Below are 24,992 nucleotides of genomic sequence, written 5' to 3' on the forward strand. Positions count from 1 at the left end.
TTGCCTGACTCGACCGGGCAACGAAGTCTTGAACGCCATGCCGCTGCAACTGGCACATTATGACCGCGAGAATCCACCGCCGATTCGCCGGTTGGGCCAAATCAGAACGATCAGTCGGCCGAGGTCAGCTTCTGATGGCGTTTCTTCGCCGCGGCGATCATAAGTTTGATGCGGTTGAGCTGGTTGGCTTCCGACGCGCCCGGGTCATAGTCGATGGAGACGATGTTGGCCTCGGGGTGCAGGCGGCGGATCTTGCCGAACATGCCGCGGCCGGTCACATGGTTGGGCAGGCAGGCGAAGGGCTGCGCGCAGACGACATTGGGGCAGCCGGATTTGATGAGCTCCATAATCTCGGCGGTCAGCAGCCAGCCCTCCCCCGCCTGCACGCCGATCGACGTTACTTCGCCGGCCATCTCGACCAGCTCAGGCATCGGGGTGTCCTGGCTGAACTTGCCATGCGCAAGACCGATCGCCCGGCGCACAGGGCCCAGATACCGGTCCAATCCCCAGCGCATCGCCGCATAGGCCGCCCGGTTTCCGCCCATGCCGAGGTGATGCTCTTTCCAATCGGCGATGTAGGGCGCGGTGGTCATGAACTCCATGATGCCGGGCACGACCGCCTCGCAATCCTGCGATTCGATCACGTCGATCAGATGGTTGTTGGCATCGGGATGGTACTTGACTAGGATCTCGCCGACGACGCCGACGCGGGGCTTGCGCGGCTTGCGGTTCAATGGCAGCGTGTCAAAGCTCGTCACGATTTTCCTGAGCAGCACCGGATACGGCAGGTAACGTCTGCCGAATTCGCGTCTGGCGCTGTCTGAAAAACCATGATGCTCGATGGTTTCGCGCACGATGGTGTCCCAGAGTTCGTAGAGTCTGTTCGCGCTGCCCGGATCGGCCTCGTAGGGCCGTACACGGTACAGGCATTTCATCAGCAGGTCGCCGACGATCAGCGCCTTGATGGCACGATGTACGAGCACGGGAGTCACCCTGAAGCCGGGATTGTCTTCGATGCCTTGCGTGCTCAGGGCGATGACGGGGATCTGCGGATAGCCCGAGTCGACCAGCGCCTTGCGGATCAAGCCGAAATAGTTCGTCGCACGGCACATGCCGCCGGTCTGCGTGATGGCTAATGCGACTTTGTCGGGGTCGTATTTGCCCTGCACGATGGCATCGACGAGCTGTCCGACCACCATGATGGCCGGGTAGCAGGCGTCGTTGTTGACGTATTTGAGGCCGAGCTCGACGTCCTCATGGCTCGCGGTTGCGAGCAGGTCGAAATGGTAGCCGCCCGAGCGGATCACGGCCTCCACCAGCGACATGTGGACCGGGCTCATCTGCGGGCCGACGATTGTGTAATCCTTTTTCATCGACTTGCCGAAGGGGATCTTGTTCGCATAGCGCGACAGCGTGGCGTTGTTGTGGCGAGCCGTGCCCTTGGCGGCCCTGCCACTCTCAGCGGCTGACGCAACGCCCTCGGAGCCGCCAACCGAATCGGCCTGCGCGACTTTCCTATTCGCCAGGCGCGCGGCGTCGCGCATGGCTTCTGTGAGCTTGGGATTTGCCGCCATCACCGCGTCCAGCATGACTTGGCGTCCGGGCGTGGGCGCCTGCGGACCAGTTTTCCGGAACACGGCCTTGCGCAATGCTCCAAGCTTCGACGCCGCAGCATTCCCTACATCGCGCGCCTGTCCATATTGGCCCTGCGCTGCGAGCAGGGCAGCCTTGGCGGCGTCCAGTTGCCGCTGCGCCTGCTCGACCTTGGCCTGCGCCTGGGCAATGCCGTCATTCAGCGCAGTCAGCGCCGCCTCGTCATGCCTGCCGGGCAGCGTGGGATGCGTCTTACTCGCCTCGCGCTCTTCGACGGCTGCCTTGAGCGAACGCAGGCGGATCTTCGCCGCACCCAGGTTGCTGACCTCGTCGATTTTGAGCTGCGTGTACACGTCGGATTTGTCGGCGAGGATCTCGCTGACCTGATCGGTGGTGATCGCGTCGAGGCCGCAACCGAAAGAGTTGAGCTGCACCAGTTCAAGCCCGGGATAGGAGGCCACGAAATTGGCCGCCGCGTAGAGCCGCGCATGGTAGGCCCACTGATTGGTGACGCGCAGCGGCATCGCGGTGATCTTGCGGCCGCCAACATGGATGAAGCCTGCGGCGTCCTTCGTGCGAGGGTCGTGCTCGCCTTCGCTCAGATACTCGCTCAACCGCAGATCGTCGCCGGGGTGCAGCTCGCAGACGGAGTCTTCGGAAAGCACCACCATGCCCAGCGCGCAAATGGTTTCGGGAATGCCATGGTTGATTTCCGGGTCGATATGGTATGGCCGGCCGGCGAGCACGATGCCCCGGCAGTCGTGTTCCTTCATATAGGCCAGTGCGCGCAGCCCCTCGGTCTGCACGTCGTTCTTGAAAATCTTGTCTTCCGCATAGGCGGCGGTGACGGCCCGCTCGGCTTCGTCCCGGCCGACATCGGCCCAAGCGAATTCTTCGAGAATGCGGTCGACCATAAGTTCATGTTTGGCGAGATTGAAGTAGGGCCTCATGTAGCGCACGCCGGAGTCGCGCAATTCAGGCATATTCGCCTCGATCACGACCGGATAGTTGGCTACGACCGGGCAGTTGTAATGGTTGTCGGCGTTCTCGACGAGCTCTTCCTCATAGGAGACGCACGGGTAGAAAATCGTGTCGACGTGCTTGCCCAGCAACCACTTGATGTGCCCGTGCACCAGTTTGGCAGGGTAGCAGATGTTCTCGGAGGCGATCGACTCGATGCCGTCTTCGAACAGCTCGTGGCTCGAACGGCCTGAAATCATGACCTTGAAGCCAAGCGAGGAGAGCAGCGTGAACCAGAAGGGATAGTTTTCGTACATATTCAGCACGCGCGGGATGCCGATGGAGCCGCGGTAGGCCTTCTTATCGGTGAGCCGGCGGTAGGCGAAGCATCGCTTGTACTTGTAGTCGTAGAGGTTCGGCCGGTCGGAGCGTTGCCTCTTGGCGTCGCCGCCGCGCTCGCAGCGATTGCCGGTCACATAGCGCGAGCCGTCCTGGAAGGTCGTGATCGTGAGCTTGCAGCGGTTCTGGCACAGCTTGCACACATCGCGTTCGGAGGTCATCGACAGGTTGTCGAGCGCCTCGCCGGAAAGGACAGATGAGAGCGTGTGCCCGGAGTGGGCGTGCGCAACGACATCATCGGCCGCATCAACATAGTGCATGCGCGCGGTCAGCGCAGCGCCGTACGCGCCCATCAACCCCGCGATATTCGGCCGGGCGACCTCGCGTCCGGTAAGCAGCTCAAAGGCACGCAGCACCGCATCGTTGAGGAATGTGCCGCCCTGCACCACAACCGTATCGCCCAGTTCGCCGGAGTCGCGCAGCTTGATGACCTTGTACAGCGCGTTGCGCACGACAGAGTAGCACAGCCCGGCAGCGATGTTCTCCATCGACGCGCCTTCCTTCTGCGCCTGTTTGACGGAGGAGTTCATGAACACCGTGCAGCGCGAGCCCAAGTCGACTGGATGGTCGGAGCGTAGCGCGGCCTGTGTGAAGTCTTCGATGCTCAATCCCATCGATTGCGCGAAGGTCTGCAGGAAGGAGCCGCAGCCCGAGGAACATGCCTCGTTCACAGCAATGGAGTCCACGACTCCGTCAGTGATGGCCAGGTATTTCATGTCTTGGCCGCCGATGTCGATGACGGCGGTGACTCCAGGGCTCACCATTTCCGCACCGCGATAGTGTGCCATCGTTTCGACCACGCCCTCGTCCAGATGCAGCCCGGCGGTGATGAGACCTTCACCATAGCCGGTGGCGCAGCTGCGGGCGATATAAGCGCCATCGGGCAGCTCGGCCTGAATGTTCCTGACGATGTCAACGGCGGCGGTCAGCGGGCTGCCGTCATTCGTCGCATACGACGACCATACGATTTCGCGGTCGTCGTTGACCAGTGTGGCCTTGATGGTGGTCGACCCGGCATCTACGCCAAGGAAATGCGGGCCGTGCGCGCCCTCGAGCGTGCCGATATGGATATGCTCGCGGTGGTGACGAACGTTGAAATCCTCGCGGTCTTGTTCAGCGTCGAACAGCGGCGGCATCGTGGGCGTATCGCTCGGCAGGTTCTCAAGGGCTGCTAATTGCTCGAGTATCTCCACGCAGCCGCGCGGTTCGAAATGCTGACTCGGGTCGAGCTGGTCGTCCTCGCCGGCGAGCAGCGCCGCGCCGAACGCGACATACAGATGCGCGTCAGTCGGCGTAATGAATTCGCTGACCTTGCCCTCAAGCGCGCGGCCGAACGCCCCGCGCAGCTCGGACATGAAAAACAGCGGACCGCCCAAAAACACCACAGTACCGTGAATCGGGCGTCCTGCAGCCAGCCCGGCGATGGTCTGCGTGGCCACGGCGGTGAAAATCGACGCCGCCAGATCAGGCTTCGCCGCACCGTCGTTGATAAGCGGCTGCAGATCCGATTTCGCGAATACGCCACAACGAGAAGCAATCGGGTACAAGGTCTGATACTGCTTGGCCAGCTTGTTCAGACCGGCGGCGTCAGTGTCGAGCAGCGTCGACATCTGGTCGATGAACGCCCCAGTGCCGCCTGCGCACGAGCCGTTCATGCGCTGCTCGGGCGTAGGCTTCAGATACGTGATTTTCGCGTCCTCGCCACCCAGCTCGATGATGACATCGGCCTGCGGATACTCTTGGTCGATCGCCCGGGTTTCGGCGATGACCTCCTGCACGAAGGCCACATGCATATGGTCGGCAAGCCCTAGCCCGCCCGAACCGGTGATCGCCAAGCGGATCAAGTCATCGCCGCGGCCACGCCGTTCAAGTTCGGCGTGGATATCCTGTAGCAGCCCGGCGACGGTGGCACGGACATTGGCGTGATGACGACGATAATCGGAGAAGAGCACATCGCCGAGGCTGTCGCTGCCGCCAAGCACGACGGCCTTGACCGTCGTCGAGCCGATATCCAATCCGACTCTGAGCGGCTTGGCCGCACGCCGCCGCGCCAATGTCACGTCCGCCGCATCCGCCATGTGCATCTCCAATACCTCGGGAGCCGCCGGGCGCCGCCGCATTCCGCTTCGCAGCTTCGCCCGAGAACCTAGACCACACAATAGTCCGCTGCCATGTCAGCCCTAAGGCGTGTTCTTGCCAAGCGATTCGCCCAGACGTAGGCCATGCATATGCGAATAAGTTATTGAAATACTCACCTGGCATGTAGAGTTAGAGTCGTGTGGAAGACGCAAGACACTGTACTGAGTTGAACGTCGTTCCTCCGAATCGGGATGGTGCGCGATGAGCTGAAACTGCCCTGAACACGCCCCTTCTTCATCTTCGAATCACGCGTAAAAAACTACGACGCATCGCCTTCGCCGCTGGCACGGTCTTTGCCGTAGACCTCGGGGATGAAACGCTCCTGGTCATGCAGCTTGGCCCAGATCACCGGCCTGCCTTGCGCGAAGGACTGCGGCACGTCGATGATGCGCTGGTTGCTTGAACCGCGGAATTGCAACAACGAGTCGTGCAGCGTCTTGATATAGCGCCCGTCGACCAGAATATCGATCAGATGCAGCAGTTCGAGCTTGTCCTCGCTCTCCCCCGGCCGCATCAGTTCCTCCCACGTGTATCCGGTCCAGCACCAGATGTCCTTATCATGGCCGAATTCTTTGCGCAGCCGTCTGGCCAACGGTATGAGGATGCCCGTATTGAGCAACGGCTCGCCGCCAAGGAACGTGATGCCCTGCACGAAGCTCTGGCCGATATCCGCGACGATCTTGTCCTCAAGCCCAGCCGTATACTCGGCCCCAGCCCGGAAGTCCCAGATGGATGCGTTATAGCATTCTACGCAATGGAACGGGCACCCGGAGACATACAGCGAGCAGCGAATCCCCTCGCCATCAGTCATCAAAAACCGTTTGTAATCAGCGACCGTATTATGGCTCATCCGGTCGCTGCGCCACTGCCCCGCCCGGGGATTATTGCTCAACGCACAAGGAACACCCGGCCCTCGATTCACATCAGTCCGAGCAAAATCATGCAACGCACCCTGCGCCATCCCGGTCTCCTTTCTGTGCAATATTATTGATATCCATGTTTCAGATGGTGGGCTTTGGGATGGGGACGACGCTCGACACGTTCCGAGCTGAGCCGTTAAGCGGACAGCCCTGTGGACTGGCTGTCCGCAGGCGAAAGGAGCAGCCGCCACGGCTGCGACGAACGCGCGTAGCCCGTTGCTGCCGTTCATGCAGCCGGGCATCGCCTAATCCAAACCAAGCTTCAATGCTAACGGGCAAAATCCGCTAAGAACTACTCCGCATAAAAGACACCAGAGCGTACGTACAGGCAGGGACCGCTCACATCAGAGCGCCTAGACCCAGCATCGCAGGCAGCAGACAAAATCAAACTGACCATTCAACCGATCAGACCAAACGACACGTCACCTACTTAGTTTCTTCGAACCATTCGCGCTCCTCGCCATCCTTTAACGTCACATGCCCCGTCTCTCCGCTCATGTGCTTGACACGGTGGGCGATCTCCTCATGGCGACCGTGCACCATGGGACGCTGCACCGGGTTGCCGAGGTATCCGCAGGTGCGCTTGGTGACGTTGCATTTGTCAGGGTCGGCGTTGCCGCACTCAGGGCATTTGAAGCCTTCCTCGGTGGGCTCGAAGTCGCCTTCGAAGCCGCAGACGAAGCAGTGGTCGATCGGCGTGTTGGTGCCCAGGTACCCGATGCCAATGTTATAGGCGTAGTCCCATACTGCCTCCAGCGCCTTGGGGTTGGATTGCAGGCAGGGGAATTCGCAGTAGTTGATGAAGCCGCCAGCCGCGTAGTACGGGAAGTCCTTCTCGTAGTCGAGCTTCTCCATCGGCGTGGGCGACAGCCAGACCGGGTAGTGGAATGAGTTGGTGTAGAAGTCGTGATCGGTGACGCCCTCGACTTTGCCGAACTTTTCGCGATCCATGCGGTTGAAGCGGTCGGTCAGGCTTTCAGCAGGGGTGGAGTACACCGAATAGTGGTATCCCTCCTCGGTCTCCCACTGCCTGCACAGCTGGGTCATGCGCCTGACGATAGAGAGTGCGAACTCCTTGCCTTGCGGATCCCAGCCGTGGTCCCGCATCCAGTTCTTGCCATAGAAGACAGCGGTCGCCTCGTACAGACCGATGTAGCCCAACGAAATCGTGGCGCGCCTGTTGTTGAAAAGCTGGTCGACGTTGTCATTGGCCCCGAGCCGGCCAAAAGCGCCATAGCGGAACAGGGTCGGCGCGTTGACCGGCTTGGCCTGCTTGCAGCGCATGATGCGGAACTGCAGCGCCTGATGCGCGATGCCCATGCGCTCGGCGAACAGCTTCCAGAAGCGATCTTTGTCGCCGTGGGATTCCAAGGCGATGCGCGGTATATTCACGGTGACGACGCCGAGGTTCATGCGTCCGTCCTCTTCGTCCCTGCCGGTCCTGGGATTGATCCAACCTTGCAGGAATGAGCGGCACCCCATGGGGGCCTTGAAGGAGCCTGTGATCTTGACGATATTCTCGTAGAAGAGCACGTCAGGATACATGCGTTTGGCCGAGCATTCCAAGGCCAGCTGCTTCATGTCGTAGTTCGGGTCGCCCTTGTCGGCATTCACGCCGTGCCTGATGGTGAAAACCAGTTTGGGGAAGATGGCGGTGAGCCGATCCTTGCCGAGGCCGCGGATGCGGTTAAGGAAGATCGCGCGCTGGATTTCACGGGCGAACCATGAGGTTCCCAGTCCGAAGCCGACGGTGACGAAAGGTGTCTGGCCGTTGGAGACACGGTTGGAATTGATCTGATATTCCATGGTCTGCATCGCGTCGTAGATGGCCTTGCGGGTCGTGATCTTCGCATAGATCTCGCGCAGCTGCTCAAGCTCGGGGGCATCCTTATGGAATGGCTCGTCCGCAGGCAGCGGCTCGCGGTTTTCGAAATGCAGGTTGTCGGGCTCCTGCGCCTTCAGCCCTTCGATCATGGCGCGGACCGCTTCGGTCGGCATGATATCGGGTATCATCGCGTGCGCGGCATTGAGATTCTTCTCGTAATCCTTTTCGGCATACGGCTCGAGCATTTCATCGGCGCGGTTGACGGTCTGGCCGCCATATTGCGCGCCGGCGATGTCCTTGATGATCTGCGTGATCTGCGTTGCCGCGGTGCCGATCGATCTGGGCGAATCCATCATGGCGTTGCCCAGAGCGAAGCCATGCGCCAGCATGTCGCCGAAGTCCGGCAGCGAGCAATTGTTCATCGAAGTGAACGGCGAATAATCGGCGTCGTGGAAATGGATGTCGCCTTTCATGTGAGCGTTGGCGACTACATCGGGCAGCATCGAGAAGGCCGAGGCCTTGGACACCGCACCGGCCAGCAGATCGCGCTGGGTGGCGTAGACATTCGAATCCTTGTTCGCGTTCTCGCGCACCAGCGACTCGTCACGGTTGACCAGCCGATTGACGGCCTCGTTGATATCGGTGGCCTTGGACCGCTCGATGTCTTTGCTTAGGCGGTAGTTCGTATATGTGCGCGCCACGTCGTACAGGTGGTCTTCGACGAGTCCGTGTTCGACCAGGTTCTGGATGTCCTCGATTTTGGCCGGGCCGTTGTAGCGTTCCTTGATCTCGCCTTCAACCTGATTGGCGATATCGCGGATAAGCTGCTCCTCTTCGGGCCCCACCTCTTTGCCCAGATCGGAAAAGGCGGATTTGACCGCGCCGATGATGTTGACCGGATCGAATTCGACTACGCGCCCATCGCGCTTCTCCACGAGCACAACGGCAGTCGCGCTGCGTGTGCCGGTAGCGTCTTGCACCTGTACTTCCATCTGCATCCTCCTCGGAGCCCGCCTTGAGCCGCACAAAACTACATTGATGTAAGTTGATTTAACTATAACCCCGGCACCCTATTTAGTAAATTCGCGAAGTGACCTACCTACATATAGTGTTTATCGCAGAATAACGCCAAATCACACCCTTGTAATCCACCATCCGGCCGCTCTTCCGCGTGTCGCGTCACTTTCGATCGGCCGCCCTCTGCATCCAGGCCGCCGCCTTCGTCTTGCCGGTCAATATACCCGGCTTCGCCGACCGAAATCGGCAACCGACGCACCTGGCGATGTCCCTTCTCTATAGGACTGTAGAGAGCATGAGTTCTGCATATGGCTATGGTTCACCGACGCGCCCCGATGCGCCTGCGCATAACATGCCGGCAGATGGCAGCGGGCCGAAACCACTCGATCAACTACCGCGGCTGGCACGCGACACGACCGCCGAAAACCCATGGCCGGTCACCGTGCTCAGCCAGAAGTTCCACGATTCCGTGGCCCGTTGGCCGGAAGCCTGGGTGGGGGGCCAGATCGTCGAGATCAACATGCGTCGGCCCACGTCGGGCTATATCACGCTGCGCGACAATTTCGAAGAGATTTCCCTGCCGGTCATGGGCTTCAGGGCATTCGTGTCCAAGGCGCGCGAGTTCCGCCAAGGCGACCGCGTGGTGATCCATGGCAAGCCGGACATCTGGATGAAGGCCACCCGGCTGAGCTTCGTGGCCGATGACATCCGGCGCGTCGGCACGGGCGATCTGAAGGCCCAAATCGACGAATTGCGCAAGAAGCTTAAAGGCGAAGGACTGTTCGACGCCGAGAACAAGGTGCCGCTGCCGGAGTTTCCGGCATGCATCGGGCTGATATGCGCCCCGCAGGCGCGCGCCGAAGGCGATGTGATCACGAACGTGAATCTGCGCTGGCCAGTCGTGCAGTTCAAGATCGTGCACGCGCACGTGCAGGGGGCGCAGTGCCCAAGCGACGTGATCAACGCGATCCAGCTGCTTGATCAGGACCCGCAGGTTGACGTGATCATCGTCGCCCGAGGCGGCGGCAGCTTCGAGGATCTCATCGGCTTCTCCGACGAAGGCGTGGTGCGTGCTGCGGCGGCGTGCCTCACTCCGCTGGTCTCCGCCGTGGGCCACGAGGACGATTGGACGCTGATCGACCTGGCGGCCGACTTGCGCGCATCGACGCCGACCGACGCGGCCAAACGGGTCGTGCCCGACGTGCGCGAGCAATGCCAGCTCATCGCATCCGCCCGTGCACAAATGCATATGCGGGTCAGTGCGCGCATCGACAACGAAATCCGCTTGATAGAGGGCTATGCGAACCGCCCCAGCCTTACCCGTCCGCTCACTATGCTTGAACCGCACCAGCGCTTTCTCGACGATGCGCGGCAACGCATGGAACGTGGACTGACGCGCATCGTCGACGACGCCGGCTTGAACGTCGAAAAACTGCACGCCAGTCTGACCGCGCTCAGCCCTCAATCCACCCTGAATCGCGGGTACGCCGTAGTGCAGGGCGAAGACGGACGCGTGCTCGACGATGCGCAAAACATAGCGCCAGGCGACGAGCTGACGCTCACCCTCAAGCATGGCGTCGTGGTGAGCCGGGCCACTGTGATCGGCGGACGGCGACAAGGCAAAACCATATAAATCTCGACACGAATATCAGATATATACCCATATAAGCGATCAAGGAGCAACGATGAGCACAGCAGCAGCGAGCAACGACAACGGTGAAAACACCGAAAACATGGACGAAGGAACCGCCACTGCCGGCCCGGGCTCGAACCTGAGCGACAAGGAACGCGACGCCATCGCCGTTATGCCCTACGAAGAGGCGCGCGACCGGCTGATCCAAGCCGTGCAGGCGCTGGAGGCCGGCGGCCTCAACCTCGACCAATCGATGCGCCAATGGGAGCTGGGCGAGGCACTCGCCAAGCGCGCGCAGTCGCTGCTGGACGAGGTCCACGCAAAGCTGGATGCCGCCCAGGCCGAGCAGGAATCCTCGGCGGAGATGGCTGGTACTCAGTCCAACTTGGACTGAGTACCCTTAGCCGATGCTAAGGCATCGTCTTTGAGGCCTTAGCGGCCGCTCGCTTCTCCTGCGGAGACAGTGACGGCACCGTCTGCTTCACGGCTCGGCCTAACGGCCCAGTACGGCAATCGTGGCAAGGAGCGCAGCGTGGTCGGAACCCGGGACGGTGACCACGCTCATCTGTCCGGCAGTGATGCCCTTGTCCACGACCACATGATCAATGCCGGCAAAGGGCGGCACATATCGCCGATTATTGGGCCAGGTGAACGTGAAACCGTGACCGGCAAGCTGTGCGGCATCACGAAAACGTTCTCCGAGGAAATTCCTGAATGCCGCATGATCGGCCGTCGCATTGAAATCGCCCATAAATATGTATCGAGAGCCGGTTTTCGCGCGCATTCTGGCAAGCTCATCCAAGGATCTTCTCCACTGCCGCCATGTTCCCGGTTTGGGAGATGTCGTGTGCACACTGACGAATCGTATCGCCGTATCGCCGAAGTTCACTGTGCCTCCCGGCATGAACGAGGCGCTCGAACTGACCTCGTCATCGACGACGTCGCCCAGTGGCGAGGCCGACCACAGACCGTTGCCAAAGACCCCGTCAGCGGAAGATACTTGTGAATATGGCAGATAATCGGCGATGCCCGCTTGCTCTAGGGCAGCAATGAAGCTGCGCGTCGTCTCCTGGAGCGCCAGTACCTCGACATGCTGGTCACGCACCGTTTCGACGATCGCCCGCGCATCGGCATGCCCTTTGTAGACATTCATCGTCATCACCCGCGCGTAGGCGTCATTGGCATTAAGCGTCGCAGCAGACACAGCCGTTTTCGCCGCGCCCGGCAGTTGAGCCGCAGCCTTGAAGAACGGCGCCTGCCACCACACCTGCACACCGATCAGCGCCACCGCCACAAGTGCCACGCCCCACCGCCTCGCAGGCAGCGCGCACAGCAGCGCGAACAATGCCGCCAACGCGAACCACGGCGTGAACGACACCATCACCGGGACATACGGCTGCGATTGCAGCCCTTCCGGCAGTATCCTCGCGAGCGCGCCCAGCAGCGCGACGAGCGCGAACAACCCGGCAAACGACCCCAGTATCATATGATGGGATCGTTTGCGGGCATATGATTGCGAGGCGACTGCGGCCATGGTTCCTCCCTTGTCGACGCTCACACACTAGGTCGTTCGCCAGGTGTGATCAATCAGCGCGCGAAAACCCACGCCATATCCGCACCATCGCTTCCGCGCGGTACATTGAATCATATTGAACGATCGGAGATTCCCATGGCACAGACTACGGAAACACGGATCACGGAGGCGCAGCCTACGACTCCACAGCCATTATCCGCACAATCAGCAGCACTGCAGGCCGGGGCAACGCATGCTTCGCCCCGGCTCCCTCAGGCCACCAGCGAACTGGTCGGGCCGGAAGACGGCCCGTTGCTCCTCATCCACGGCGGCGCCGGAGATCGCGGGCCGAACAGCACTGCAGCGCGCCGGGAACAGGTGGCGACCGATCTCGAACGGGCGCTCGACGCCGGATACGCGGTGCTGGACGCGGGTGGAGCAGCCGAGGACGCGGTGTGCGCGGCGATCCACATCATGGAAGACGCTCCGGAATTCAATGCCGGTCGGGGCGCGGCACTCACCAGCGACGGCAACGTTCAAATGGACGCCTGCCTGATGACCGGTGACGGCGAGGTCGGCGCGGTCGCCGGGCTCACGACCGCACGTCACCCCATCGATGCGGCACGGGCCGTCAAACACCGGACCAGGCATGTCCTTTTCGCCGCTCCAAACGACAAGGAGCTCACAGATTGGGGCGTCGCCATGGAGGATCCGTCGTATTTCGTCACCGAGCAGCGCAAGGCCTCGCTGGCCGACGCACAGGCCAATGGCGACGCTTGGGAGAAACATGGCACGATCGGCGCAGTGGCGCGTGACGCCGGCGGAAACATCGCGGCAGCGACTTCCACCGGCGGCATCACCAACCAGATGACCGGGCGCGTCGGCGACTCGCCGCTGCCCGGATGCGGCAACTACGCCAACGCTGACACCATTGCGGTTTCAGGCACCGGCATCGGCGAGGCTTTCGTGCGCGCAGTCGCTGGCAGGCAGCTTTCCGATCGCATCGAATACGCCGGGCAACCGCCTAAGGATGCCGCTGAGTCGACGCTGGACGATATCGCCAGGCATCGCGGGGACGGCGGCATCATCGTTGTGCCGGCGCGCGGCCAAGGCGTGATCGCATTCAACAGCGAGATGATGAACTTCGGCTACCGCTGCGCGGGATCCACGCGGGTCAACAGCTGACCGTGCCTGCGGCTTGAAACTATCGAAGCTCCCTGGGGCATGCGTGTTTCAGGCTACGTCAAGGCTGCCGTGCGAAAAAGCACGTTGCACGGCCACTATGCGTACCCCCTTTTGCACAGCCCATGGCACTAGCGTAAAAAGGGCATGCAGAAACGGGCGAGATCAACGGCCAGAAACACTTACCCGGTTGTTCGTTGCCCTCCAACCTATCTCAACCTCAACGGGACGGCGAGGGCGCTATGCCTTTGATGAGCATCTTCACAAATTGCTCGCTGTAGGGCACGATCGCATCTCTGATGCCCGGATCCAGCGCACCCTGCGTCATCATGCGCAGGTACAGCAGCAGGAATTCGTCGGAATATTCCGGGTCGACGCTGCCCTCCTTGCGCCCCTTGGCAAATAGGGAGAGCAGGATGCCGAAGGATTGCCTAGTGTATCGCGCCCGTAAGTCCTGCATGCCCGGCCCATCATCCTCGGCGTACCAGCGCATGAGGTCACGGTAGAACTGTTCGGATACACGACTGAGACTATCCAGTTCATAACGCGTCAGCGCCATCATCATCGGCGCGAACGGCAGATCCTGCGTGACAATATGCTCGGCCCCCTCGGCGATCTGGGCGAGGAAACGGTCGAACACACCCGAAATCAGTCCTTGCCTCGAACCGAAATAATTGAAGATGGTGGCGCGCGAAACATGGGAATGCACCGCGACAGCGGCGATGCTTAAGGCTTCTGCTCCCCCGCCGGTGTTCACAAGGTCGAACGCGGCCCCGAGCACCTGCTCCCGCTTGACCCGGGTGCGGAGCTCGAAGCCATCCATATCGATCCTTTCTGTTGCCGTTGCGGCGATTACAGCGCTGCGGCCATTGAAAATTCCAATGCTCACAGTGTATAACGGCCATCGCAACACCCGATCAAGGCATCGTTGTCGACACAGGCTTCGTACAGCCCACGAATCGCAGAGTTTTATACTTTTTAGGAAGATAAGTCTATAATGTTCCGTATTCATTGGCATATTCCATGGTCCAATGGCGGACGGCCAACAATGGCCCGGGAAAAGAGGTTCACCATGAGCAATGTCGTTGCAATAGCTCAGCTGCGCAAATCATTTGGCAGCGTGCAGGCGCTGGACGGCGTATCGTTCGATGTCGACGAGGGTGAAGTCGTCGGGTTCATCGGCCCGAACGGCGCGGGCAAGTCGACCACCATCCGCACGCTGCTCGGCATCCTGCGCCGGGACGGCGGCAGCGCGACGATCTTCGGCAAAGACGTGTGGTCGCACGCCCAGGAGATCCACCGGCGGCTCTCCTACGTGCCCGGCGACGTGGCGCTCTGGGGGAACCTTTCCGGCGGCGAAATCATCGACTTGTTCATGAAATTGCACGGCGGCGGCAGCGCAGCCCGGCGAGACGAGCTCACCGAGCGTTTCGAGCTCGACCCGCGCAAGAAGGCCAAAGGCTATTCGAAGGGCAACCGGCAGAAAGTCGGCCTGATAGCGGCGCTGTCCGTGGATTCCGATCTGTACATTCTCGACGAGCCGACTTCAGGCCTCGATCCGCTGATGGAGTCGGTGTTTCAAGAAGAGATCGCGACCATCAAGTCGCAAGGCAAAGCCGTACTGCTCTCCTCACATATCCTGAGCGAGGTCGAGCGGCTGGCCGACAAGGTCGTTATCATCAGCAAAGGCGCCATCGTCGAGCACGGCACGCTCGACCAGTTGCGTCATCTGACCAGATCCACGGTGACCATCTCAGCCATCGGCGACCTTGCGACGCTGGAGCCTTTGGAAGGCGTGCATGATTTCATGCGCAAAGGCGCATCAGCCACGTTCTCGCTAGACGATTCCGCCATCAACGATGTGCTCGGACATGCCGCCAAGCTGGGCATCACGAAGTTCGAAGCGGTGCCGCCCACACTCGAAGACCTCTTCATGCGGCATTACGCGGCCTGAAAGGAGCACATCACGATGAAACAACTGAACCAGCAATTCGAATCGTGCACGACCTTGCTCGTGCAGTATCTGCGCCGAGACTGGAAGAAGATCCTTGTCTGGGTGCTGGGCCTAGGGCTGTTCTGCAGCGTCTATGTGCCGGCCTTCGAAGAGGTGGCGCAGGGCAACGGCCATATCGGCATGTTCGTCACCATGGGCAATCCGGCGATGATTGCGCTGGTCGGGCCCACGCCCGTCACGAGCGCCGCCGATTACACGGTCGGGGCGATGTACGCGCATGAAATGCTGCTGTTCTGCAGCATCATGGCCATGGTCGTCTCCATTCTGCACGTCGTGGGCCATACGCGGCGCGAGGAGGATCTGGGCCTGAGCGAGATGATCCGCGCCTTCCCCGTCGGTCGGCAGGCGAGTTCGCTGGCAGTGATCATCGAAACCGTCGGCATCAATATCGTCCTTGGCGTATTCACCGCTGCGGTCATGGCGAGCTTCCACGAGGCCTCGATAAGATTTGCAGGCAGCATGCTCTTCGGGCTGTCATTGAGCGCCGCAGGAATATTAGGCACCGCAATTGCGCTTGTATTCGCGCAAGTCATGCCGACGGCATCAGGGGCGAGCGGCGCGTCGCTCGGCGTGCTCGGCGCGCTCTATATCCTCAGGGCGGCCAGCGACGTGAGCAATGAGACCCTTTCCCTTATCAATCCGCTAGGATCCACCTATCTCACGTATCCTATGACGCAGAACCGGTGGTGGGTGCTGTTCATTGCGCTGGGCTATTCGGCGGCGCTGTTCGTCATTGCTGCGCTGCTCGAGAATGGTCGCGATATGACGGCGAGCTACATTCCCGAGCGGCTCGGGCTCTCCCATGCACGACGAGGACTGCTATCGGTGCACGGGCTGCTGCTGAGGCTCAATCGCGGCATCATCATCGCCTGGTTGGTGGCATTCGCCTGCCTCGGCGCTGCGTACGGCTCGATTTACGGCGACATGAGCTCGTTCCTGAACAGCAACCAGCTCATGAAATCAATGTTCGCGGATTCAGGGGTGTCGCTCGAAGCCTCGTTCACGAGCACGATCCTCATTGTGCTCAGCGGCCTGGCCGCTATATTGCCGATTGTCGTCGTCAACAAGCTCTATGCCGAAGAGACGCGGCTGCATTTAGCCCAGCTCATGTCCACGCAGGTCTCGCGCGGCCGCCTGTTCTGGACGAATACCGCGTTGGCATTCATTTGCGCCGTGCTAGGCACGCTGTTCACCGCCGGGACGCTCGGCGCAGCAGCGCTGTCATCCGCCTCGGGCCAGCTGTCGATCGGCATGGGCGATTTTCTTGCGGCGGGATTCAATCAGCTTCCCATCATGCTGATTTTCGTCGGGCTGGCGGCGCTGCTGCTCGGCCTCGCCCCGCAACTCGGCAAAGCGGCATATGGTTACCTGACGTATGCGATTCTGCTGAGTTACTTCGGCAATATCCTCGATCTTCCGCAATGGGTGATGAAAACCTCGCCGCTCAACTGGATGCCGCGCATGCCCGTGGAATCCTTCGACTCTGCGCCGTTCCTGTTGGTCGCAGCAGCTGCGATCGCTATGACCATAATCGGCGCGTGGGGCTACTCGCGGCGCGATATGCACGAAGGGGCGTAGCCCTTCGGGGGCTACATGGCTGAGACCCTACGCCGCTTCAACCGTCGTAACTCCGTGTACAATGGTTGCTCGTTGCCCGGGTAGCTCAGTGGATAGAGCACCGCTCTCCTAAAGCGGGTGTCGACGGTTCGAATCCGTTCTCGGGCACTCCGACTTGGCATTCACACCATCGGTATGCGCGTCTTTCATGCTCTTTGCTTTTTTACGAGAAAACGTCACATAGGCGAAGCCTCGACTTTGTGTTTCGCTGCGACGCCGAGCCCGTATACGATGGAGCGCAGGAGTTTCATGTAGCTAAAGCCTACGAACGACTTGGAGATATCGGAAAGAAGGATGCTCATGCCCGCAGCACAACCCATATCGCAATGCGCTTCTTTGACGGCGCTTTCCCTAGGGCTCCCCGCCTCCACTGCCATTCCCGCGGCCAAAGGCACGTTGCCCAAGCAGATGTTCACCGCGAAAACACCGGTTTCCGCCAAGCTCAAGCAACGTTTCGCCAATGACATCGACAGCATCACCATGCTGGCCCTGCTGCGACCGTCCACCGTAGGAGTTGCTGCGAATCCGGACGGCAAAGGGGTCGACGAGATCATGGTGCTCGGCATCCGACACCAAGGAGCGAGCGCACCGATCGAAGTCATCGACCATATTGCTGCCATGCGGCGTTCCGGCATTGTCTTCGTGTGCGTGCGCGACGACGCCGCCGTTGGCGGAGGCGGCAATGCCAGGCAGCAGGCGCAGCCGCCGCACGGCGAGAGTTCCGGCAGCAAATCGCCCGCGGCGGCACAGGTCAATCAGAGCGAAGCATGCGCATTCGCAGTGCGACGCTCCCTGCCCAGCAAACCCGGCCATCCGCAGCTAAGCAAGGTGTTCGTCAGCGACTACCGCCCTGTTGGCGAGGCCCGGCTTATCATCAGCGGCGCGACACTCGACGACGTGTGGGACAGCCTCAATGCGCAGATCATCCTCGGCAGCACTGATGCAAAGAGTATCGACGCACGCATCGCGAATCGTGACCATTTGGCAGCTCTGCGCGCTGACGAGGCCAAACTTGCTAGGGATCACGCCCGCGCCAAGCAGGCTGCGCAACGCAATGAACTCTATGCCAAACTGCACAAAGTGCGCGTCGAACTGGGCCGGTTGGAGGCTGAGCAGCAGTAGGCGGCAGCGGGGGGCAGCAGTCAGGGCTTGCGCCATGATGCCCCATGGCGAGTTCGCGCATTATGGGACCAGAAATCCGCGGCCACGGCCACGACCATCTCGGGACTCCCGCTGGGCGCGCCGAAAGACGGCGAAATGGCTCTTTCCCAGTCTGCAAAGCTGCAACAACTCGCCGAACAGCACCCCGCCACATGCAAAGAAGATCGCACGCAACAGGACTGCATACCTCACGGTGCCTCTGGCCTAGGCCAGTTCGTCAGGCATATCGGCCGACCCTGTGATTTCCCCGTACAGGCGGGCCAACTGCTCTTCGCGCGTCTGCTTGTTGAGCTCGCATTCCCAGACGTCGATCACGCGCCAGCCCATCGCTGCCAGTCTCGCATGCTGTTCGCGGTCCCGCTCGCGGTTGCGCAGCAGCTTGACGCTCCAGTATTCCACATTGGATTTGGGCAGCGAATACCTGGCACAGTGCTCATGCGCATGCCAAAAGCACCCGTTGACAAAGACCATGGCATGCCATTTCGGCAGCACCACATCGGGATGGCCCGGGTAGCGTTTGTCGTTTTTGCGGAAACGCAGTCCGCGCGCGAACAGATAACGGCGCACCTCCACTTCGATGGCCGTGTCTTTGCCATGGATATGCGACATTGTGTAGCTGCGCGTGCCCCGGGCGTATTTCTCGGCATGGTGCTTCGACTGACGACCCGCCGCCCGCTTCGTGGGTCGGGGTTTCGCTTTGCGAATCGATTCAGGCTGCGAAGCAGTTCCCGTCATCTTGCGGTTGTCGCGCGGGATCGGCATTTTCCCGATGCCCGTCGCATCACCTTGCCCAATGACTTTCTCAGCTTCGTTCACGTCACCCATCACCACGCAATACGCCTCGATCACTGTGCTTTGGCGAATGTGACGGATCCACCGTGCCGACTCCGATGCAACCGCCTCAACGCAATCTCCTCAGTGCGGACACCCAACGCAGTCAACCGTCGCAAAGCGTTGCAAAGCCGGCATAACACCGCTGGACGCAATCCTGGAGTAACCACAGAACCTATAGAATAGCTCATATGATTGATCATGTCACTGTATATGTGAGAGACCTCGGCAAATCCGGACGGTTCTATGCCCGGTTGCTGCAGCCACTCGGCTATCAGCGGAATCTGACCATGCGCGATGCCATGAGCTTCAGGCAAGGCGACGGCCCGTCCGCCGATCCCGGGGGCGACTTCTGGATCAGCTGCACGCAAGATTCCTTCAAACCGACGCACATCGCCTTCCACGCAACAGATGCCTCCCAGGTGCGGGCCTTTCATGCTGCGGGACTGGCCGCAGGCGGCACCGACCATGGTACGCCTGGACCGCGCCAGTATCATCGAGGCTACTATGCGGCCTTTGTGCTCGATCCGGACGGCAACAATATAGAAGCCGTGATCCACGACTATGTGCCCCCCATATCAAAGGCAGCAGCACCGGATGCGGCAGCATCAGCGTAAACACTGCCATTTAGCCATAACGTGATTCGCGTCACCGGTTGTACACGCCCATCACCAGCGCTCGATGATCGCCGAGCCTTCCGATTTCAGCGTTATGCCCGTGAGAGCCTCGGAGAATCGAGGCCGTGGCAAAGTTTTCTACCACGATGGCTCCACTTTTGTCTTGTTCCGCAAAAGGCATGAGCCTCGCCTCGCCAGACCACCGCATACACTGGAAGACGACACCACGATTCAAGGAGGAATGATGAGCAGACTCAATGGCAGGCGTGCCGAGGCCGAACGGGACGGCCTGAAGGTGAATGTCGCGATACTCGGTGCCGGCAACATCGCAAACGCAATGGCCACGACGCTCAACGCGATGGTCAGGGATCCCCGATACCACGGTCTCGTCGCGCCGTATGCCGTCGCCGCGCGCAGCAGCACGCGAGCAGAGGCCTTCGCCAAGCGATATGGCATCCCGGTCTCGTATGGCTCGTATGAAGAGCTCGCGGCCGACCCGAATGTCGATCTGGTCTATATCGCTACGCCGCATAGTCTGCATGCCGAGCAGGCAATCCTGTGTCTTAAGGCCGGCAAGAACGTGCTGGTCGAGAAATCCTTCACCGCCAACGCCGGGCAGGCGCAGGCGCTGCTGGACACGGCCCATGCAACCGGGCTGCTGTGCACCGAGGCCATCTGGACGCGGTACATGCCTTCACGCGGGATCATTGACGGCATCGTGGCTTCGGGCGCCATCGGCGAAGTGCGCGCTGCACGGGCGAATCTGGGTTATCCCGTCTTCGGCAATCTCCGTTTGACCGACCCTGCGCTGGCTGGCGGTGCACTGCTCGACATGGGCGTGTATCCGCTCAATTTCATCGATATGGTGATGGGTCCGCGGCCGATCGAGCGGATCAGCACCGCTATGATTCCCTACGAGAGCGGCGTCGACGCGCAAAGCTCGACCATGATCAGCTATCGGGACGGCACGATGGGCGTCGCCGACTGCTCGATGGTTTCCGTCTCCGAGCGCATTGGAACCCTCTGGGGCACCGAAGGCTATCTCATTTGCGAGAACATCAACGACGTGGCGTCAATCGACGTCTACGACGCCGATCACAGCCTGGTCAAGCACCACACCGTTCCTAAACAGCTGACGGGATACGAGTATCAGGTGGCCTCGGCGGCCAACGCGATCCTCGACGGCAAAGGCGAATGCCCCGAGATGCCGCACGCCGACACGATGCGCATCATGGGGCTCATGGATCGGATCCGCAGCCAGTGGGGCCTGCGATATCCTTTCGAATAGACCCGATGGAACCGAATAGAACAAATGCGGTCAATTTAATTGACATGGAATCAGATTCAGTGCGAAGCCCGATCATATCCGGTTTCACGCCTCCAGCGAACCTGCCGTTCGGTAGGCTTGAAGATGCAAGGCCCTACGAGCTCACGAGCGAAGGAGACGATCAGCCATGACACGGTCATTTTCCAAACGACACGACTCCTCTGAATGGCATGATGCTGACGAGCGTCACGATCCTTCCGACTACGATGACTACGCTGCAGCCAAAGCGGACAGGAACTGGCCCACGCAGGAGCTTGATGCGCTCCGCGAATTCGTCGAGGAAAGCTGGCCGCAATGCGCCGATAACGAGGGGCCAACCTTCCTGTGGAGCCAGCTGGTCGAGGAGCTGGCGAACCAAGCGGATTCCGCGCGCACGAACGGCCCGGTCGCACCGGCCGATCAGGCGCGCGCGATCATGACGGCGCCGCTGCAATGGTATCTTCGCTCGGTTGCCCCTGCCGTGTCGGAGGCAGACCCCCTAGCAGACGATTATGCGCATTCGCTCGACGCCATATCCCAAGACGCCATGACGCTCGATGCCTTGCCTACTTTTCATCTCGAAACCCATGCGCTGGATGGCGTGCAGGCCGTTGTCGGCAATGCGGTGATGAGTCGGCAGTGGCGTGAGGCGGCTGAGAATCTCGCGTTGGCTTTGACCATTACTACAGACTTCATCGGCAGCATCGCCGACCGCGAGGATGAGGGCTTCGCATTCCTCAAGCAACTGATCCAAGAGGTGCGCGTCTACTTCGAATCGCTGGCACGCCAGGCCGATCCGATCACTGCGCAGGGCGCGTTGCAAGCCATCACCGAAGCCGCCTGCAACGAGAATTTCGGGCTCAATCCGGCGCAGATGGTCGAGTTGCTCTCATGCGCGCTGCCGTTTGCCCAATGGGACGACACCCGCGTGCTCGCATACGATACGGTGCACAAGGCCGATGCGGTCATGGGCCGCATGGTGCAGGAGGAGCGCCAGGAACGCCATGGGCAGGATAATTCGATGGGAGAGCAGGATCGCATTGAAGGTCAGTTGCGCGACGCGGATGGCGAAAACATCATGTATCCCCTCGAACTCGTGCACCTGCATTATGAGCAATCGATGCTGTTCCTGCGCCACGATCTGCTGCGTCTGAGCGGCGAGTACGAGGCGGCGGACCGCTTCCTGGCCGAGCATCATGACATGGAGCCTTTCGCCGACGCCTACGCCGCCCGGCTCATCACGCAGGAACGCTGGCAAGAGTTGCTTGATTTCAGCGAGACGGTGATGCGCGACGAGCCAAACCAGCAGCTCATGATCATCCCGCCGGATGCAGCGCCCTACGACTGGGATTCCCTGCGCGAGGCCGCGCTGCAGGGTTTGCATGAGGGCGAGGAGCTGTGCGAACTGTATCGCGAACGCATCGTCGACGCCTATGGGTCAGACGAGGTCGTCAACGTTTCGCGGCTTCGGGCTGTGAGCGGCAAAAGCTGGCCTCGACAGATCGACATGATTGTCAAGGAATACGATGATGGCCGCGAGCATTTCACGCGCAATATGGCCTATGAGCATCTGCTGATCAGCGAACGGCTCGGCGAGCGGGCATGGCGCTACTCCCGTCAATTCCCTAAGGCGCGGACGAAACTGGCGAAGACCATCGCCTTGGCGAAACCGGACACGGCGCGGCGCATCATTCTGGGCCCTATCGGCATGGATGGCAGTTACGATGGCGATATGCCCGCACGACAGGCCGTCTACCAGCGCATCGCCAAGTCGCTGATGAAATACGCAACCGTCTTCAGCCTGTCCGAGGCGCGATCCATCGCATACGGACTGGTGCGGCATTACCCGGCCCGGCCAAAGCTCGCGCAGGCGCTGCACGCACTGCTGGAGACGGAGAGCTAAAGATCGACCAGCGCATCATTTGCGACATCACCCAAGCTAACTGGCGTAAATGATGCATGGGCAGGGGCGAAAGAACAGGTTACCGGAATCTCGTCCTGTTCTTTTACTCGATCGAAAAGCCGAGCTCCTCGGCGGCCTCGGTGGGCACAGGGTCTTCGCTCCACAGTTCGCTCAGATTCTCGTCCTCGCTCAGCGAGCGGATCTCGGCCTTATCGATGTAGACCTCGCCGCTCAAATGGTCGGTCTCATGCTGGAAGATGCGGGCCGGCCAGCCGTGCATCCGCTCCTCGTGCTGCTTGCCTTCCTCATCCTGCCAGCGCGCGGTGATATCGAGCCAACGCCGTCGCACGGCCTGATAGCCGGAGAAGCTCAGGCAGCCTTCGTAGAAGCTCCGGATTTGCGTGCCTGCCGGCTCGTACACCGGGTTGATGATGGCATGGAACGGCAGCTCGGCGATTTCGCGCGGATCGTCCTCGTCACCACGTACATGGTCTTCAATCACCGCTATGCGCAAACCAAGCCCGATCTGCGGCGCCGCAAGGCCGACGCCGGGGGCATCGAGCATCGTCACATGCATCACGTCGATCAGCTTGGCCAGCGTGCGGCGACTGAGCTGCCCGGCATACTGTTCGGCCGGCTGACGCAGCACCGGCTCCCCCATCTGCACGATGGGCAGAATGCGCTCGTTGCCCGACTCATGCAGCAGATCCTCGACATCACGATTGAGTTCAGCATCAATCTTCGTATTGCGTGAAAGAATCACAGCGCCAGCTCCTCGGCGACCACTGCGGCGAGCCGCGCGCAAACCTCATCGGCCTGGGCTTGCGTGCCGGCCTCGGCCATGACGCGCACGAGCGGCTCGGTGCCGCTCGGCCTCAGCAGCACGCGCCCGGTGTCGCCCAGCAGCTTCGACTCGCGTTCGACGGCGGCTTGCACGGCGGCGTTGCCGGCGGCCGCGGTCTTGTCCACATTGGGCACATTGACCAGCTGCTGCGGCAGCTGCGGGAAGTCAGCGGCCAGCTGGCGCAGGCTGCGCCCTGAGGAAACCACTTCATTGCACAGGGCCAGCGCGGTGAGCGTGCCGTCGCCGGTCGTGGCGAACTCGCGGTTGATGACATGGCCGGATTGTTCGCCGCCGATCGAATAGTCGCCGCGCAGCATTTCCTCGAGCACATAGCGGTCGCCGACTGCAGTCTGCACGGTCGCGATGCCCATGTCGGCGAGCGCGAGTTTGAGCCCCAAGTTGCTCATCACCGTGACAACCAGCGTGTCGTGGTTGAGCTTGCCGGCGCGTTTCTTGGCGCGGGCGAGAATGCCCATGATCTGATCGCCGTTGACCATCGTGCCGTTCTCGTCTACAGCAAGGCAGCGGTCGGCATCCCCATCGAAAGCGACGCCCATCACCGCGTCCGAGGCCTTGACCATGGCCTGCAACTGCTCGGGGTGGGTCGAGCCGGCATTCTTGTTGATATTGTAGCCGTCCGGCGAAGCATTGATGACAACGACCTCGGCGCCGGCTCGACGCAATGCCGCCGGAGCGACGGCCGATGCGGCGCCGTTGGCGCAGTCCGCCACGATTTTCAGACCCTTGAGCGGCTTGGGCTGCGCCTTACCAGGGCCGATGGGCGCGATAGCGTCCACGAGGTGATCGATATACAGATTGGTGGCGGTGGCGACGTCATGGCTCACGCGCCCTACTCCTGCTCCCGTCGGCCGTTCCCAATCCTGCCCGAGCAGGGCTTCGATCTCGTCCTCTTTGGTATCGGGCAGTTTGAAACCGCCGCGCGCGAAGAACTTGATGCCGTTGTCGGGCATCGGATTGTGCGAAGCGGAGATCACCGCGCCCATCTCAACGTTGAGCACCGAAGTGAGGAAAGCCACGCCCGGAGTGGGAATGATGCCTGCGTCAATGACGTCGAAACCGCCGGCGCTCATTCCAGCGGAGAGCGCCGAGGCGAGAAAATCGCCGGAGACACGCGTATCGCGGCCCACCAGCGCGCGCCGCCGGCCCTCCGGACGATCATCCTTGGTGCCGGAGCCGCCCAAGACACGGACCGCCGCATCCCCCAGGTCGAGCGCCAGCCGCGCGGTCAGATCCCTATTCGCCAAGCCACGTACGCCATCGGTACCGAACATCCTGGGCATATATCCCATCCTTAGTCTGCGTCTGTCAGTTGTGCAGTCATGCTTCGTCTATCGTACCCAAGGCTTCGAATCAGCCCGCCCGATCAGCGTGTATGTGCCCGGATCCATCGCATTTGCGTATAGCGGGCACATTCGTGAGTGCTGGATGTTGCAACCGTATACCGCAGCCGACATCACGTCCAAGTGCAACCGGTCATCTGCAACGCACCATCACAAA

The 24,992-nt window shown here is 61.0% G+C and carries 18 protein-coding genes and 1 tRNA gene; 10 read left to right on the forward strand and 9 right to left on the reverse strand.

All coding sequences use genetic code 11. The features are described from left to right. Window positions 1-110 precede the first annotated feature (110 nt). The 3 genes from LKG04_RS03995 to nrdD form a co-directional block, all read right to left on the reverse strand. Entirely contained in the window at window positions 111-5,036 is a 4,926-nt protein-coding gene (locus LKG04_RS03995) for an acyl-CoA dehydratase activase-related protein (RefSeq protein WP_434734834.1), read from the reverse strand. A gap of 314 nt (window positions 5,037-5,350) precedes the next feature. Next, window positions 5,351-6,052 carry an anaerobic ribonucleoside-triphosphate reductase activating protein gene (gene nrdG, locus LKG04_RS04000; RefSeq protein ID WP_291759418.1) on the reverse strand — a complete coding sequence of 234 codons (702 nt, stop codon included), beginning with the start codon at window positions 6,050-6,052 and terminating at the stop codon, window positions 5,351-5,353. A gap of 385 nt (window positions 6,053-6,437) precedes the next feature. Further along, on the reverse strand, window positions 6,438-8,828 hold the full coding sequence (gene nrdD, locus LKG04_RS04005; RefSeq protein ID WP_291759420.1) for an anaerobic ribonucleoside-triphosphate reductase: 2,391 nt from the start codon (window positions 8,826-8,828) through the stop codon (window positions 6,438-6,440). 290 nt (window positions 8,829-9,118) lie between these two features. On the opposite strand from nrdD, the gene xseA reads away from it, so the two are divergent. Both xseA and LKG04_RS04015 read left to right on the forward strand, forming a co-directional pair. Continuing rightward, window positions 9,119-10,486 carry an exodeoxyribonuclease VII large subunit gene (gene xseA, locus LKG04_RS04010; RefSeq protein ID WP_434734835.1) on the forward strand — a complete coding sequence of 456 codons (1,368 nt, stop codon included), beginning with the start codon at window positions 9,119-9,121 and terminating at the stop codon, window positions 10,484-10,486. Between the two features lie 100 nt (window positions 10,487-10,586). Then, window positions 10,587-10,880 (forward strand): exodeoxyribonuclease VII small subunit, encoded by a 294-nt coding sequence (locus LKG04_RS04015; RefSeq protein WP_291759883.1) that lies wholly within the window; start codon window positions 10,587-10,589, stop codon window positions 10,878-10,880. Window positions 10,881-10,979: 99 nt separating this feature from the next. Here the strand turns inward: LKG04_RS04015 and LKG04_RS04020 are convergent, their stop codons facing one another. Continuing rightward, window positions 10,980-12,020, reverse strand: coding sequence for an endonuclease/exonuclease/phosphatase family protein (locus LKG04_RS04020; protein ID WP_291759423.1), 1,041 nt, complete (start codon window positions 12,018-12,020; stop codon window positions 10,980-10,982). A gap of 135 nt (window positions 12,021-12,155) precedes the next feature. Here LKG04_RS04020 and LKG04_RS04025 point away from each other — a divergent pair, with 135 nt between their 5' ends. After that, window positions 12,156-13,184 (forward strand): isoaspartyl peptidase/L-asparaginase family protein, encoded by a 1,029-nt coding sequence (locus tag LKG04_RS04025; protein WP_291759426.1) that lies wholly within the window; start codon window positions 12,156-12,158, stop codon window positions 13,182-13,184. 217 nt (window positions 13,185-13,401) lie between these two features. Here LKG04_RS04025 and LKG04_RS04030 read toward each other — a convergent pair whose 3' ends face one another. Then, window positions 13,402-14,004: a TetR/AcrR family transcriptional regulator gene (locus LKG04_RS04030; RefSeq protein WP_291759428.1), complete on the reverse strand. Its 603-nt coding sequence runs from the start codon at window positions 14,002-14,004 to the stop codon at window positions 13,402-13,404. A gap of 249 nt (window positions 14,005-14,253) precedes the next feature. On the opposite strand from LKG04_RS04030, the gene LKG04_RS04035 reads away from it, so the two are divergent. From LKG04_RS04035 to LKG04_RS04045, 3 genes are all read left to right on the forward strand, one after another. Beyond that, on the forward strand, window positions 14,254-15,135 hold the full coding sequence (locus tag LKG04_RS04035) for an ABC transporter ATP-binding protein (protein ID WP_291759431.1): 882 nt from the start codon (window positions 14,254-14,256) through the stop codon (window positions 15,133-15,135). 15 nt (window positions 15,136-15,150) lie between these two features. Beyond that, complete coding sequence (locus tag LKG04_RS04040) at window positions 15,151-16,773, forward strand: ABC transporter permease (RefSeq protein ID WP_291759435.1); 1,623 nt, start codon at window positions 15,151-15,153, stop codon at window positions 16,771-16,773. A 74-nt stretch (window positions 16,774-16,847) separates the two neighbouring features. Next, window positions 16,848-16,920: transfer RNA gene (locus tag LKG04_RS04045), tRNA-Arg, on the forward strand. Window positions 16,921-16,988: 68 nt separating this feature from the next. Here the strand turns inward: LKG04_RS04045 and LKG04_RS04050 are convergent. Continuing rightward, window positions 16,989-17,114 (reverse strand): hypothetical protein, encoded by a 126-nt coding sequence (locus tag LKG04_RS04050; RefSeq protein ID WP_291759437.1) that lies wholly within the window; start codon window positions 17,112-17,114, stop codon window positions 16,989-16,991. On the opposite strand from LKG04_RS04050, the gene LKG04_RS04055 reads away from it, so the two are divergent. Next, window positions 17,113-17,934, forward strand: coding sequence for a DUF4391 domain-containing protein (locus LKG04_RS04055; RefSeq protein WP_291759439.1), 822 nt, complete (start codon window positions 17,113-17,115; stop codon window positions 17,932-17,934). The genes LKG04_RS04050 and LKG04_RS04055 overlap by 2 nt on opposite strands. A gap of 243 nt (window positions 17,935-18,177) precedes the next feature. Here LKG04_RS04055 and LKG04_RS04060 read toward each other — a convergent pair whose 3' ends face one another. Next, window positions 18,178-18,678, reverse strand: a complete 501-nt coding sequence (locus LKG04_RS04060; RefSeq protein WP_434734840.1) for a very short patch repair endonuclease — start codon at window positions 18,676-18,678, stop codon at window positions 18,178-18,180. A 317-nt stretch (window positions 18,679-18,995) separates the two neighbouring features. On the opposite strand from LKG04_RS04060, the gene LKG04_RS04065 reads away from it, so the two are divergent. From LKG04_RS04065 to LKG04_RS04075, 3 genes are all read left to right on the forward strand, one after another. Beyond that, complete coding sequence (locus LKG04_RS04065) at window positions 18,996-19,421, forward strand: VOC family protein (RefSeq protein ID WP_291759441.1); 426 nt, start codon at window positions 18,996-18,998, stop codon at window positions 19,419-19,421. A gap of 244 nt (window positions 19,422-19,665) precedes the next feature. After that, on the forward strand, window positions 19,666-20,709 hold the full coding sequence (locus tag LKG04_RS04070) for a Gfo/Idh/MocA family protein (RefSeq protein ID WP_291759442.1): 1,044 nt from the start codon (window positions 19,666-19,668) through the stop codon (window positions 20,707-20,709). A gap of 166 nt (window positions 20,710-20,875) precedes the next feature. Further along, window positions 20,876-22,630, forward strand: a complete 1,755-nt coding sequence (locus LKG04_RS04075) for a hypothetical protein (protein ID WP_291759443.1) — start codon at window positions 20,876-20,878, stop codon at window positions 22,628-22,630. A gap of 103 nt (window positions 22,631-22,733) precedes the next feature. On the opposite strand, the gene LKG04_RS04080 is transcribed toward LKG04_RS04075, so the two are convergent. Together LKG04_RS04080 and glmM are read right to left on the reverse strand one after the other, a co-directional pair. After that, on the reverse strand, window positions 22,734-23,390 hold the full coding sequence (locus LKG04_RS04080) for a peptide deformylase (RefSeq protein ID WP_291759886.1): 657 nt from the start codon (window positions 23,388-23,390) through the stop codon (window positions 22,734-22,736). Next, window positions 23,390-24,775 (reverse strand): phosphoglucosamine mutase, encoded by a 1,386-nt coding sequence (gene glmM / locus LKG04_RS04085; RefSeq protein ID WP_291759444.1) that lies wholly within the window; start codon window positions 24,773-24,775, stop codon window positions 23,390-23,392. The genes LKG04_RS04080 and glmM overlap by 1 nt, the downstream gene beginning before the upstream one ends. Between the last annotated feature and the right edge of the window lie 217 nt (window positions 24,776-24,992).

The sequence above is a fragment of the Bifidobacterium sp. genome (genome assembly GCF_022640935.1).
Classification (GTDB): Bacteria; Actinomycetota; Actinomycetes; order Actinomycetales; family Bifidobacteriaceae; genus Bifidobacterium.